Source organism: Thermococcus sp., assembly GCF_027012695.1.
Classification (GTDB): domain Archaea; phylum Methanobacteriota_B; class Thermococci; order Thermococcales; family Thermococcaceae; genus Thermococcus.
The window spans coordinates 1-12,158 of the sequence record NZ_JALUYR010000035.1; the positions used below are offsets into that span (position 1 = coordinate 1).

Annotated in this window: 18 protein-coding genes and 1 tRNA gene; 11 read left to right on the forward strand and 8 right to left on the reverse strand. The window is 56.4% G+C overall.

The window, feature by feature from the left end:
• The coding region (locus MV985_RS01970; protein WP_366085083.1) for a metal-dependent hydrolase at positions 1 to 864 on the forward strand (864 nt) is incomplete at its 5' end.
• Here MV985_RS01970 and MV985_RS01975 read toward each other — a convergent pair.
• From MV985_RS01975 to MV985_RS01985, 3 genes are read right to left on the reverse strand one after another with little or no spacing between them, the layout of a single operon-like run.
• Complete coding sequence (locus tag MV985_RS01975) at positions 861 to 1,715, reverse strand: methyltransferase domain-containing protein (protein WP_297459865.1); 855 nt, start codon at positions 1,713 to 1,715, stop codon at positions 861 to 863. The genes MV985_RS01970 and MV985_RS01975 overlap by 4 nt on opposite strands.
• A 38-nt stretch (positions 1,716 to 1,753) precedes the next feature.
• On the reverse strand, positions 1,754 to 2,686 hold the full coding sequence (locus MV985_RS01980) for a dipeptidase (protein ID WP_297459867.1): 933 nt from the start codon (positions 2,684 to 2,686) through the stop codon (positions 1,754 to 1,756).
• Positions 2,683 to 3,762 (reverse strand): hypothetical protein, encoded by a 1,080-nt coding sequence (locus tag MV985_RS01985; protein WP_297459869.1) that lies wholly within the window; start codon positions 3,760 to 3,762, stop codon positions 2,683 to 2,685. The genes MV985_RS01980 and MV985_RS01985 overlap by 4 nt, the downstream gene beginning before the upstream one ends.
• Positions 3,763 to 3,817: 55 nt before the next feature.
• Between MV985_RS01985 and MV985_RS01990 the strand changes: the two genes are divergently transcribed.
• Together MV985_RS01990 and MV985_RS01995 are read left to right on the forward strand one after the other, a co-directional pair.
• Entirely contained in the window at positions 3,818 to 4,378 is a 561-nt protein-coding gene (locus tag MV985_RS01990) for a DUF531 domain-containing protein (protein ID WP_297459870.1), read from the forward strand.
• Positions 4,342 to 4,818 (forward strand): signal peptidase I, encoded by a 477-nt coding sequence (locus tag MV985_RS01995; RefSeq protein WP_297459872.1) that lies wholly within the window; start codon positions 4,342 to 4,344, stop codon positions 4,816 to 4,818. Before MV985_RS01990 ends, MV985_RS01995 begins: the two co-directional genes overlap by 37 nt.
• 64 nt (positions 4,819 to 4,882) lie before the next feature.
• Here MV985_RS01995 and MV985_RS02000 read toward each other — a convergent pair.
• Positions 4,883 to 4,970 (reverse strand) — tRNA-Leu (locus MV985_RS02000).
• Between the two features lie 101 nt (positions 4,971 to 5,071).
• Here MV985_RS02000 and MV985_RS02005 point away from each other — a divergent pair.
• The 6 genes from MV985_RS02005 to MV985_RS02030 are packed head-to-tail and all read left to right on the forward strand — an operon-like array spanning position 5,072 to position 8,354.
• Entirely contained in the window at positions 5,072 to 5,452 is a 381-nt protein-coding gene (locus MV985_RS02005) for a DUF2178 domain-containing protein (protein ID WP_297459876.1), read from the forward strand.
• On the forward strand, positions 5,453 to 5,752 hold the full coding sequence (locus MV985_RS02010) for a DUF2178 domain-containing protein (RefSeq protein WP_297459878.1): 300 nt from the start codon (positions 5,453 to 5,455) through the stop codon (positions 5,750 to 5,752).
• A gap of 9 nt (positions 5,753 to 5,761) precedes the next feature.
• Complete coding sequence (locus MV985_RS02015) at positions 5,762 to 5,974, forward strand: helix-turn-helix transcriptional regulator (RefSeq protein ID WP_297459880.1); 213 nt, start codon at positions 5,762 to 5,764, stop codon at positions 5,972 to 5,974.
• Positions 5,961 to 6,332 carry a hypothetical protein gene (locus MV985_RS02020; protein ID WP_297459882.1) on the forward strand — a complete coding sequence of 124 codons (372 nt, stop codon included), beginning with the start codon at positions 5,961 to 5,963 and terminating at the stop codon, positions 6,330 to 6,332. Before MV985_RS02015 ends, MV985_RS02020 begins: the two co-directional genes overlap by 14 nt.
• Positions 6,319 to 7,074, forward strand: a complete 756-nt coding sequence (locus tag MV985_RS02025; protein WP_297459884.1) for an ABC transporter ATP-binding protein — start codon at positions 6,319 to 6,321, stop codon at positions 7,072 to 7,074. The genes MV985_RS02020 and MV985_RS02025 overlap by 14 nt, the downstream gene beginning before the upstream one ends.
• Positions 7,071 to 8,354 carry an ABC transporter permease gene (locus MV985_RS02030; protein ID WP_297459885.1) on the forward strand — a complete coding sequence of 428 codons (1,284 nt, stop codon included), beginning with the start codon at positions 7,071 to 7,073 and terminating at the stop codon, positions 8,352 to 8,354. The genes MV985_RS02025 and MV985_RS02030 overlap by 4 nt, the downstream gene beginning before the upstream one ends.
• Positions 8,355 to 8,377: 23 nt before the next feature.
• Here MV985_RS02030 and MV985_RS02035 read toward each other — a convergent pair whose 3' ends face one another.
• Positions 8,378 to 8,671: a hypothetical protein gene (locus MV985_RS02035; protein WP_297459888.1), complete on the reverse strand. Its 294-nt coding sequence runs from the start codon at positions 8,669 to 8,671 to the stop codon at positions 8,378 to 8,380.
• A gap of 55 nt (positions 8,672 to 8,726) precedes the next feature.
• Positions 8,727 to 9,140 carry an RNA-binding domain-containing protein gene (locus MV985_RS02040; protein WP_297459900.1) on the reverse strand — a complete coding sequence of 138 codons (414 nt, stop codon included), beginning with the start codon at positions 9,138 to 9,140 and terminating at the stop codon, positions 8,727 to 8,729.
• Between the two features lie 71 nt (positions 9,141 to 9,211).
• Between MV985_RS02040 and MV985_RS02045 the strand changes: the two genes are divergently transcribed.
• On the forward strand, positions 9,212 to 10,021 hold the full coding sequence (locus MV985_RS02045; RefSeq protein ID WP_297459890.1) for a ZIP family metal transporter: 810 nt from the start codon (positions 9,212 to 9,214) through the stop codon (positions 10,019 to 10,021).
• Here MV985_RS02045 and MV985_RS02050 read toward each other — a convergent pair.
• On the reverse strand, positions 9,990 to 10,559 hold the full coding sequence (locus MV985_RS02050) for a dephospho-CoA kinase (RefSeq protein ID WP_297459909.1): 570 nt from the start codon (positions 10,557 to 10,559) through the stop codon (positions 9,990 to 9,992). The genes MV985_RS02045 and MV985_RS02050 overlap by 32 nt on opposite strands.
• A gap of 102 nt (positions 10,560 to 10,661) precedes the next feature.
• Here MV985_RS02050 and MV985_RS02055 point away from each other — a divergent pair, with 102 nt between their 5' ends.
• Positions 10,662 to 11,003, forward strand: a complete 342-nt coding sequence (locus tag MV985_RS02055) for a hypothetical protein (protein WP_297459916.1) — start codon at positions 10,662 to 10,664, stop codon at positions 11,001 to 11,003.
• Here MV985_RS02055 and MV985_RS02060 read toward each other — a convergent pair.
• Positions 11,004 to 12,158 (reverse strand): helix-hairpin-helix domain-containing protein (locus MV985_RS02060; protein WP_297459892.1); only part of this gene is annotated, 1,155 nt, incomplete at its 5' end.

Below are 12,158 nucleotides of genomic sequence, written 5' to 3' on the forward strand. Positions count from 1 at the left end.
GTCGTCAGCGACGCGCCACATCCACAGGGCATAGCGGACACACTAAAGAGGGCGATAGAAGAAGCTTATCGCGAGGGCGAGAGGATAGTCAAGATACACAACATCCGCCTGCCCGGTGACGTTTACAGGCGCTTCATGATTCATCTCGACCCGCCGAAGAGGGAAGTCCGCGTAGAGATGGGACCGATAGTTACTCCCGGCGGCGTTGCCATAGGAGGCGAAGTACCGGAGTACAGGAAGTACGGGATAGCGAAGGTTGACGTGCCCTTCATCAAAACATATCCCAAGCCGACGAGGATTGACTCCTTCTCAGGCCCGGAGATAGCCTTCAGAAGGGCCGAATTCAAGGGAAAGACCGTCGTCAAAGACCGCTTCCTGCCATGGCACCACGGCTTCAGCCACTCGCTCACGATGGGCATTATCATTGGCTTAGCTGTATTCACCATCTTCAAGCTTGTAGGCTACGAGCACGCAACCGAGCTCGCCCTGGCGTCAATGATAGGCCAGTGGCTCCACGTCTTTGAGGATCAGCTGGGATTCATGGGAAGCAACCTGCTCCCGCCGCTCACAAAGGATGTCATTCCAGGATTCAAACTCGGAGAGAGCGGTAGTGGATTGACCAACTTCTCAACGGCGTGGCTGATGATAGCGCTGATGATATGGAACTTCAACCGCTTCACCGACCCAAGGCCGATCCCGATGGGCGACGCGAAGCTGCTCCTCTACCTGGTATGGCCGTCCATAATAGGCTTTGGGATAGCGATAGTCAGGAGTTTCAGGCTGAGGAAGGAGATAAACCAGCTCATGGACTACTACACGAACTTGGAGGCCTTCGAAGAGCTGGAGGAAGTCGGGGGGATTTAGCTCTTTTCCCCTCCCGGTTTTCTCGCCACAACGCCGAGCGCTTCTTCAACGCGCCTGACTCCAACGAAGCCAGCCCTCCTCAGGCGCTCCATGACGCCCCTCTGGAGGTCCTTTTTCCTGTACTTTTTTCCGGGGTTGCCGACGTAGTGGAAGAGCCTTCCGCCGGGCTTTAAAACCCTGAAAAGCTCGCGATAAAACTCCTCACTGTAAAGCTGACCCGCTAAAGAGAAGCGCGGCGGATCGTGGATGATGACATCGAAGCTCTCCGGTTTGAACCTTTTGACGACCTCGAAGGAGTCCCCCTGAATGACCTGAACCTTTCCACCCGTAAAGAGCTCCCGGCTCCAGGGATTTATGCGCGCAAGCTCAATTACGTTCGGGTCCTTCTCGATCGTTATCACGTAGGCTCCTCTCTTTGAGGCCTCTATCGCCGTGTATCCCAGTCCCATGCAGGTGTCAAGGACAGTTTCGCCCTCCCTCGGCTTTACCGCGTTCACCTTGTTCCTCGTGTCCTGGAGGGGGTTTACCTCCTTCGTGCGGTGCATCCTGATGCCGTTTATCTCTATCGTCGGTGGAATCGTGGGGACGAGCTTGTAGAAGTGCTCCCCAGCTATCGCCGCCTTGTAAACTCCTCCGTTTTTGATGAAGTAGATTGAGGAGTCGTCCTTCGCAATCCTCTCGATCACTTCCCTCCCTACCCTCGTCCCGTCGGGAAAAACGAACCTATCGCCATCCCTGATTATCTCCCACGTTCGGTTTGTCTTCCGAAGGTCGAGGTTGAGTCTCACCTTATCCCCGGAGAAAAGCAGCCTCCTCGCGTCCTTGGGGATTAGAAAGTAGAGTTCGTCCATGCCCTCACCGAACCCCGTTGGAGGGGGACAATAAAAACCTAACCCACGACCCTCTCGAAAACCCGCTCAAAGTTTCCGAAGGTTATGGCCCGCACTTCCTTCCCGCTGAAGTTTTCCCTCAGCCTTTCGAGAAGCGCTGGAATCCTCGACTCGTTCTCAAAGCCCTCAACGCTCCTTCCGCCCCAGCCCTGAAGGTAGTAGACGAAGTCGAAGCCGAGACCGACGTGCTTATACCCCGCTAAGTCCACCATGTAGGCGATGTGTTCGACGTACTTCTCAAGGGTTGGCCTCTCCCTGTCCACGAAGCCGGGTATCGCGACCGCACCGATGACACCATCGCGCTCCGCTATTGCCAGTATCTGGTCGTCGGTTAGGTTCCTCGGGTTGTCGCAGAGCTTTCTCGCGTTTGAGTGCGACGCTATGACCGGAAACGCCGTTATGTCTATGGTGTCCCAGAAGCCGGCCTCGTTTATGTGGCTCAGGTCAATGACTATCCCCAGTTCCTCGGCCTTTCCAACCACCTCAACGCCGAAGTTGCTCAGTCCGCCGCCGGTTCTCTCAAAAAAGCCATCGCCTATCGCGTTTCTGAGGCTCCACGTTAGAGTCAGAACCCTCAGGCCGAGTCTGTAAAAGACCTCCAGCAGGTCGAGGCTCTCGCCTATAGGTTCTCCGCCTTCGAGGCCAAGCCAGAGGGCCACACGACCGTCTTCTATGGCCGTTCTCATCTCGCCGACGTTCTTCACCAGTTCAAGGCGCTCGCTCTCGTTAATGTCCTTCAGGAGGGCATTGAGAACCTCCAGGCCGTAGGTCGTCGCATCGCCCCTGCGCTCCGGCCTCGTCCATATCGCCATTACCCTCGACGAAATCCAGCCGTTGAAGGCCTCCAAGTTCCCCTCAAGGACGGCGGTCTTTCCCCTCTTTCTCTCGTCGTAAACGAAGGTCGGCAAATCGGAGTGGGCATCGAATATCACCGGGATCCCTCCATACCAGCCAGTTCCATCAGGATCCTCTCCCGTATCGCGGGATCGGGTATTTTACCGACAACCTTTTTGGCTTCCTCAAAAAGCTCCTTTCTGGCGAGTTCCATCGCTATCGCCCCGAGGGCTTCGCTCCTCGCCGTTGGGTCTTTTATCGTGATCGCAAACCTCAGAGCCATCTTCAGCCGTCCCAGTTCCGTCAGGAGTTTCGCCACCTTCCGAACGCCGGCCTCGGTAAGAGTGGACCCCCCGTACCTTTCGAAGGCCCTGTCCACAATATCGGGGTATTCGAGGCTGTTCGTGCGCTTCATCCACAGGGCCACCTCAAGCTCCCCCACAAGCGCCGCGAACCCATCGTACTTCCGCTCCACGAGGACTATTGCCTGGTGGTGCCTCCCCTCGAGCAGGGCCCTTCTAATCTCCGGCAGCCCAACGTCGCGGACAGTCCCGGCCAGCTGGATCTTCTTTTCCACAACCCCCGCGCGCTGGTTCACGTGGAGCTTGTCGAAGATGTCGAAGGCCATCCCGTAAAACTCGAGGGACTCCCCGGCCGGAAGTTCATCGCCCGCGGCCTCAAGAAGTTCCCCGATCCGGAGTATTCCATCCACCTTTTGGGTGTAGCGTACCTCCGCGCCCATCACGGTGTCGAAGGCCACGTTGAAGATCTCCAGGGCCTCCCGGGGGTAGCCTCCTACGGTCATGTGGTATGCTATCGTCGAGAGCACCATCCCCCTCTCGAGGGGAGACACCACGTCGTCAGTCGAGTCGAGGGCACGGGCGAATAACTCCATGGCATCCTCATCGTAGCCGAGGGAACCCAAGGTGGAACCTATCATCGCGTAGGCGATGCCCCTGTACGACGGATTCTTCAACCTTTCGGCTATATAGAGGGCATCCTCCACCAGATCCGGTATCCAGTCCTCCAGCCCCTTCTTCCCCCCGACGGCCAGGGCGAGATCGAGAAGGAGCCTCACCCTCTCGAGGGGATCCTCTATCTCTTCCAGCCTTTCGAGAACCTCCTCGTACCGGCCCCTCGCAATGAGGGTCTCCATCTCCTCCCGCGTTGTCATACTAACCCCGGAGTTGGTTCCAAATACTTATAAACTTTTGTTGGCAGGCCCTCCCATGCTGACCCTTGGACTCTACAACACCTACGACCGCAGGAGGCTCCACGAGGCCCACCTGAGGGCGATAGCAAGGGCAGGACCGATAGCCTACGCCTACGGCTTCCATCTGGCTCTGGTAGGATTTCCCCTGGAGGGGAAACCCCCGGAGGTGGCGGAGGAGATAAGCTCCCACACGACCATAGGCGAGGGCGGAAGGTATCTCCTCGAGCTGGCGAAGAACAATCGATTCCATCTCGTGGATTTCGCCGGAAGGGGCTTTCCTCCCCAGTTCGGCATTCCAGTGGCCACCACCAGAAAGCCGAGCGAGGGAAAGGAGATAACCCCAGTGGAGCTCGCGGAGAGGGCCCTCAGAGGGGAGAGCTTTCTCCTCCTGGTGGGTCTCGGACGACACGGGCTCCCGAAGGAAATCTTTAAGACCGCCCGCCATCATATGGACATAACCGGAAAAAGGGTGAGCCTCGAGACCTGCACCGCCATCGGTGCGATCCCGGCGAGAATAAGCACCCTCATGGAGGCTCTGAAATGGACGAGGGGTGGAAGAAGGATCTGGCCTGGATAATCATAGCGGTCATAGCGGTGTTCCTTTTTCAGTTCGGCCTCAAGGTGGCCCTTCACACGGATTCTCCCCTGGTCATAGTGGTCAGCGGTTCGATGGAGCCCGTCTTCTACCGCGGTGACGTGGTTCTCCTGAAGGGAATAACGGAGGACAACATAGACGACATCCACGTTAACGACGTTATCGTCTACAAGCGCCCCGGTTACAGGTATCCCATCATCCACAGGGTAAGGGAAATTCGCGAGGTTAACCTCGGGGGGAAGAGGGAAAAGTGCTTCCTCACCTGGGGCGACAACAACTGGGCCCCCGATCCCCCGTATCCCACTCCCTACGGGATGGTTCCGTGCGTTCCGGCCTATGCAGTCGAGGACAAGGCTTTACTCGTCTTTCCAAAGATCGGTCTTATCCCACTGGAGATAAGGGAGGCCCTCGGCCTGGGATGATGTGAGGGTAGGTGGCTGAACAGTGATGAGCTAATCGGCCCCTGACCGGGTTTTAGAAGGGTTCTGGTGCGGGGGACGGGATTTGAACCCGCGAACCGCTACCGGACGGGACCCTAAATCCCGCGCCTTTGGCCAGGCTCGGCAACCCCCGCGCGTTTTAGGGTTCCCGGTTCAGATTTAAAAGCTTTGAGGAAAAGGCTTATAAGGATGTAAAGGAAGCTTTACGTAAAGGAAACTTTACACGGTGGTGACGGTGGAAAAGTGGAGGCTTGCTGGATATGCGATCCCCGCGGTAACAGCCTCCCTGCTGGCCGCGGCACTGTGGATGGGGAACGCTCTCATTGCCTTCGGCGTCCTCGTGGGAGCCATCGGCGCGATTCTTCTCTACTCCGAGTGGCTTAGGAGCCGGGGGGAGGTTCTCAGCGATGAGAGAACGCTCCGCATTGAGGAGGCTGCCTCCAGGAGGACCCTCCAGGTTCTTATCCTGACTGTGGCTTTCCTCGTGGTAGCCCTTGCCTTCCTCTCTGAAGAGAAGCCCCGTCTGAGGAGCGCTTACTACCTCTCGACGGCTTTAATGGTCTTAATCGCCCTCCCCAAGCTCTCGCTGAAGCACTACTACTCGAGGGTGATGTGAATGAACGGGACGGCCTTTATGGCACTCACCGCCGGCTTTTTTGGAGGTATCCTCGGCTACCTGCTCACGAGGGGGGTTGTAAAGAACGTTGGAGTCCCCCTGGATGAGAGGGGCAACGAGATAGCCAAACTGGCGGCTGCAAGAACGCTGGAAGCTGTTCTGCTTGCGATTGTGATATCTCTCTACTACAGCCTCGCCGTTGCTGGAGATGAACTCTGCACTGAAATCCTCTCCGGCCTGCTGGCGCTCATCTTCTTTGGAAATCTTGCATTGAGGGTCTACTATGGGAGGAAGATGTGAGGTGTCGGCATGAAGAACCGCCTCCGCGAGCTGAGGGAGGAAAGGGGCCTGACGCAGGAGGAGCTGGCGAAGGCCCTGGGGGTAACGAGGCAGACGATAATAGCCATCGAAAAGGGCCGCTACGACCCCTCCCTGAGGCTGGCCTTTAAGATGGCAAGGTTTTTCAACGTCAGGATAGAAGACATATTCATCTACGAAGGTGAGAACAATGAGGGCCGTTGAGAGGGTTGCGGGCATTATCCTCTACATTGGCGGCATCGTGATGGCTCTTTTCTATCCGCCCCTGGAGAGGGCCGCCTGCATGACCGTTCCAGGCGGAAAGGTGGCGGGAGCAGTCAACCCCTTCTTCCTGACGGTGGAGGTTGGTCTCGTGCTGGCTGGCTCGGTTCTCCTCTCCGCGGGCCATAATTTCAAGAGCGGCTTCACTAAACTCGGTTGGATAGGCGTTGCAAGCGGTCTCGGGATCGCGTTCGTCGGAGGTTACTCCGGTCTTCGAGTGGTTTTCCTTTTTGGGGTTCTGCTCGCCACTTTCGGCTTGGCTATTTACAAGTTTGGGGGTATGAAAAATGCCTATGGTTGAGGTTCTTAACCTGGAGAAGGACTACGGAGGGGTCATGGCCCTCAGGGGGATAAGCTTCTCCATCAACGGGGGCGAGATCTTCGGACTCATCGGGCCCAACGGGGCAGGAAAGAGCACGACGTTAAAGATACTCTCAACCCTTCTCAAGCCGACGGGCGGGAGGGCGAAGATAGCAGGCTATGACGTCGTCAAAGAGGCCCCAAAGGTCCGCGAGCTGATAAGCTACCTTCCCGAGGAGGCTGGGGCCTATAAGAACCTCACAGGGAAGGAGTATCTCGAGTTCATGGCGAAGCTCTACGCCAAGGACGAGGAAAAAGCGATGGAGATGCTCGAACTTGGGATGAAACTGAGCGGTCTCGGCGAGAGGCTGAACGACAAAGTCTCGACCTACTCGAAGGGAATGACGAGGAAGCTCCTCATAGCGAGGGCCCTGATGGTTCGCCCGAAGTTGGCCATACTGGACGAGCCGGCGAGCGGGCTTGACATAGTGAACGCCTACGCGATACGGCAGACAATAAGACGCTTTTCAAAGGAGGGTGTCACCTTCCTGCTCTCCAGTCACAACATGCTTGAAGTCGAGTACCTCTGCCATCGCGTTGCCCTCATAAACGATGGGCAGATCGTTGAGACCGGAACTCCGGCAGAGCTCAAGGAGAAATACGGCGCGGAGAACCTGGAGGAAGTGTTCATGAGGGCCGTCGGCGTTGAGATTCGGGAACCCATCGGGGGTGAGGGGGCGTGAACGACTTCTGGGTCATGGCCATGAAGGAGCTCAAGAACCTCTTCAGGGACAGGAAGCTCGTCTTCGGCATGGTCGTCGTCCCTCTGATCCTCCTGCCGCTGATGGGTCAGGCCGTTAACATGGGTATGGAGAGGGCACAGGAGACGACCAACGTGGCCCTGGTCAACTTTGATAACGGCGATTACGGTGAGCTTCTCATAGAGGCCCTTCGAAACGCCCCCAACGTGACCGTGACCGTTATCAACGCCACCTCAATTGAGGAGGCCATAGAAAAGGCCATGGTCGAGGGACAGAACGTCCTCGTCGTAATTCCACCGGACTTCACCGCAAAGCTCCGCTCCAACGAGACTGCCACCGTTGAGATATACGGAATCTTCACGAGCATAGGGCCGGGGATAAAGGAGAGCGTGAGCGAGGGCCGGATAAACGCGGTTCTGGATGTTCTGAGCGAGGAGATCGCCAGACTGAAGGTCAAAGCCCTGGGTGCGGACAACCCCGACGCGATACTCCACCCGATAAGAACCTCCAGCAGATCGGTTATAAACGGCAGGATCGTCGATGTTCCTCCAACGGTGGTTTCGGGTGTGATAGCGGCTCAGGCCTTCACAATACCGCTTATCGTTTTCATGATGGTGATGATAACTTCCCAGATGGCCGCGGGTGCGATAGCCAGCGAGAAGGAGAACAAGACCCTTGAGACCCTCCTGACTCTTCCGGTTCCGAGGACTCACATAGTGGGGGCGAAGATATTCGGGACAGCGGTGATGGGCCTCGTCTCCGCGATGGCCTACATGGTTGGGATGAGGTACTACATGGGCTCCTTCGGACCGGGTTCAGGAGGTGTGAGCCTTGAGGATCTGGGCCTGGTCGTCACACCGGCGGGGGCCGCCCTCTTCGCCGCCGTTGTTTTCCTCACCATAATCATTGCCCTGGGCCTGGCCATGATAGTGGCCACCTTCGCCGAGGACGTGCAGAGTGCCACGACGCTGGTCAGCGCAACCATACTCCCCCTGGCGTTTCCTGCCTTTCTCCTTATGTACACCGATATCAACGACCTCCCTCCCGTGATAAAGTACCTCCTCCTGGCAATACCCTTCACCCACCCCATCGTTGACTACCGCCACGTCCTCCTGAACAACTACGCTCCCCTCCTTGTGAGCCTCGCCTATATGACCGTCGTGGCGCTCCTTATACTCTACGCTACCGCAAGGCTCTTCGCGAGCGAGCGCGTGATAACGGCCAGAATAGGGTGGAAGTTGGGGAAGAAAAAGCGGAAGTAAGTTCTTTCTTTTATTGAGCTCCCCTAAAGCCTCTCAATCACAACCACTGGACGGCCGTTGAGGGTCGTCGTGGCGACTATAACCCTGTCGCCACCCCTGACTCCCAGATGCTTCAGTTCCGTCGTCACAGCCAAAAAGACGCGGCCACCGCTGGAGGTAACCTTTCTCACCCTCCAGTTGCCCTCACCGTAGAGCCTGTTCAGTTCCTCCCCACGCTCCACGATTTTTCTAAGGGTTTCCAGGTCCTTCACAGCAACCCCCTCCATCATTCCTGTGCGGACGTTCCCATTAATAGTCTCGCTGGTTACTATTGCCAATTAAATAGAAAGTTTTTGCAAGCTGAAAATTAAATTGGGGGCCAAAAGGGCAGTTTTATTCGATTGGAACCCCGTCTTTGGTCTTCGGAGCGAGCCACTTCATGAGCCTCTGCGGGTCCTTCGTCCTGATGATTATCGTTATCGGGCCCAGGGGAGACTCCTCGTTGAAGTTTACCACACCGGCGTAGGCAGCTTGCTTGTTCACCCTGAGAATTATCTCCTCGCCGAAGTAGCCCTCCTCCAAAAAGGAGCGTGCTGTGTCGAGTATCGCCTGTCCCCTGAAGAGCTCGTAGAGTCTCTGGAGGGCTTTTCTGCTCCGGGTTTTCCCCGTCAGGATGATGTAATCACCCCTATCAAAGACTTCGAACTCCAGATCCGGAATCAGATTAAGCATCGCCCTCTTTACCTTCTCGATGTCCTCGGTCGGGTAAACGTGGGCCTCGACCTCAACCTCCTCGAACAGCTCCATTCTCACCACCGAACTAACGTCGGAAGAAACCTTATAAACCCAACCGCCCAAATAATTAGGGTGGCCTAATAGTGTTAGAGAACTTCATAACCAATCTCGCGGAGTGGATACTCAGAGTTTCCAACGGCAGCACCATGTGGGTTGCCTTCTACGCCGGCTTATTCGTTGCCATAATGACCTCCCTCGGCGCTTTGGTTGCCATATTCGCCAGAAGCCTCCCCGAGGAGGGCGTGGACTTTGCCCTGAGCTTCGCCGCCGGCGTTATGATAGTTGCCTCCTTCACCTCGCTCATCCTTCCCGCGATAGAGAGCACCGGCTCCTTCTCCCCCGCTGGAATCGGGATAGCCCTCGGTGTTTTTCTGATCTACGCCATAGACCGCTTTCTCCCTCACGAGCACCTCGTCAGGGGCTACGAGGGGCCAAGGTCAATGAGGGATCGCCTCAGAAAGGTCTGGCTTCTGGTGATAGCGGTCATCATTCACAACCTGCCGGAGGGCCTCGCCGTTGGAACCTCCCTCGTTTACAACCTCGAGGTCGGTCTCGTCACGGCCATTGCGATTGGAATACAGGACTTTCCGGAGGGGACGGTCGTTTCCCTCCCGCTGGCCGCCATTCAGAAGAAGCGCCTCCAGCCCATCATGATGGGGGTTCTGAGCGGCTTTGCAGAGATGGCGATGGTTCTCGTTGGGGCGTACTTCTTCACCCTCTTCAGCTGGCTCCTTCCGTACGGCCTCGGAATGGCCGGGGGAGCCATGCTGTACGTCACGGTAAAGGAGATGATACCGGAGATATATGGAAGGGAGAAGAGCGAAACGCTCGTAACCCTCGGCTTCTTTGCCGGCTTCTACGTTATGCTTCTTCTCGATTCGATGCTAGGATAGAGTCGACGACCTCCTTTACCCGCCGGATGTACTCCCCCTTAGAACCGTCGTTAACGAGCATGTGATCGGCCATCGCTATAACGTTCCCTATTCCAAACTTGAGCTCCTTCCAGTCCCTCTCCTCGAACTCCTCCCAGGTTTTAGGGTCATCGTGCCTTCCCCTCGCCTTCAGTCTCTCGAAGCGCTGTTTTGGCGGTGTGTGGACTGCAACGATGACTATCTCCTCCCCGGGAAAAGCGCTCCTGAAGGTTCCGACCTCGTCCAGGGAGCGGACACCATCAACGACAACCACACCGCTGTTCCTGAGGAGTTCCTTCACCTTCTCCACGGTCAGCTTCGCGACTGCGTTCTGGCCGAGCTCCTGGCGAAGTCTTATGCTGACCTTGGCCACGTTCTCCCTGGTGAGCTCCAGGCCCCGTTTTGCCGTCTCCTCCCTCACGATGTCGCCCATAGAAACGCTGGGGAAACCCCTTTTCTCGAACTCCTTAACGATCTTGCTTTTTCCTGAGCCGGGCATTCCGGTTACGATGACTATCATTGTGCCCACCCGGGGTAACCGGGGAGCGCTTAAAAAAGTTGGGATTCGTTAGGGGGGCAAAATTTTTTAAGATTCTCCTACAAAACCCGGAGGGTGAGGGCCATGAACACAGAATGGTTCATTATTGGACTTATCGTTACGTTCCTCGTAAACATACCCTTCGGTTTCTGGAGGGCGCACGCCAAGAGAACCGGCAACAAACTTGAGTGGATACTGGCGGTTCACCTGCCGGTTCCACTGGTCGTCCTCATGCGCTATCTTGCCGGGCTGAGCTGGAACGCTTCAGGTGTTCCCTTCATACTGGCCTTCATCTTAGCGTACTTCCTAGGCCAGAGGGTTGGAGGAAAACTCTACGCCAGGGCACGCGAGCGTGGTCTGAATCCGGGGAGGAGTATATCGGTTCTGTGGAAGGGTGCGAAAAAGATAGAGGGAGAGATAACCTGATCACTTTAAAAACGCATCCAGCGTCCCCTTCCTTTTGCGCTCCGCTTTCTTTTCAGCGTCTTTCACTTTTTCAGGCATCTCGACTCCAAAGTGCCTGAACAGTCCCTCCACAACCCTGATACCTATGCCCTCCACCTCGAGCAGTTCCTTCACCTTCGCGCGCCTTATGTCCTCCTGGGTTCTGAAGCCGGCGTTGTAGAGGGCCCTCGCCCTCTTCCTTCCGATGTTGGGCAGCCTGACGAGTTCAAGGAGCTCTTCGCGAACACCGTGCCTCAGGCGGAGGTGCAGGTCGCGGAGGAATCCCAGCACATCTTCCTTCGGCTCAAAGAGGCGGTAGAGCTCGATGAGGGCGTACATGAGCCAGTCGGCGAGTTCCAGAATCCGGTAGAGGTCGCCGGGATCTATGTTATAAACTTCGTATATCCTCGCCTCCGGAACCTCGTTTATCCAGTCCAGGAGGACTTTAGCTGTCTTCACCTGGCTCAGGAAGCCCTGGAAGCGTGAGTCCTCGTAGTAGGGGATGTTCGTGTAGAGCTTTTCTTCGAACTCGTACGCTAAATCCAGATAGTCCTCCATTTCGCGCCTTCTCGCTGTTAAAGTCGCCATGTCCGGCGTCGATGCTATCAGCTGGAAGACCCCGAAGGGGTTGGGGTTCTCCTCGAGCATTGGAAAAGCGTCGCGGAACTTTTTGGCGGTGAGCGGGTCGATGTAGAGCTGGGAGGTTCTCTTCCCGAAGGGAAGGGCGATGAAGCGGTCCTCCATGTCCATGTCAATGAACTCGTTCTCGATGAGGAAGTAAACAACGTTTTTCGCCTTGTACTCCAGCGAAGCGATGTCACCCCTCTGGTGGGCGTAGAAGGTTTTCCCCAGGAACTCGATCAGCCCACGGAAGTTCTCAACCCCGAAGTTGGTTATCAACGCTAAAATCTGGCTCCTGAAGGCCTGCTCGTTGGCGAGCATCGAGAACAGCTTCTCCGGCTTTCCGTGGATGTATTTCTCCATGAGCTTCTTGGGATCATCTGTTCTTGCTACGATTATGGCCTCGCCAATCTTATCGTACTTCGGCCTTCCGGCGCGACCCATCATCTGCTGGATTTCGAGGACGGGAATGTCTGTCCAGCCGAAGTTGGAGTAGCGCTTCGTGTCGCGAATTAT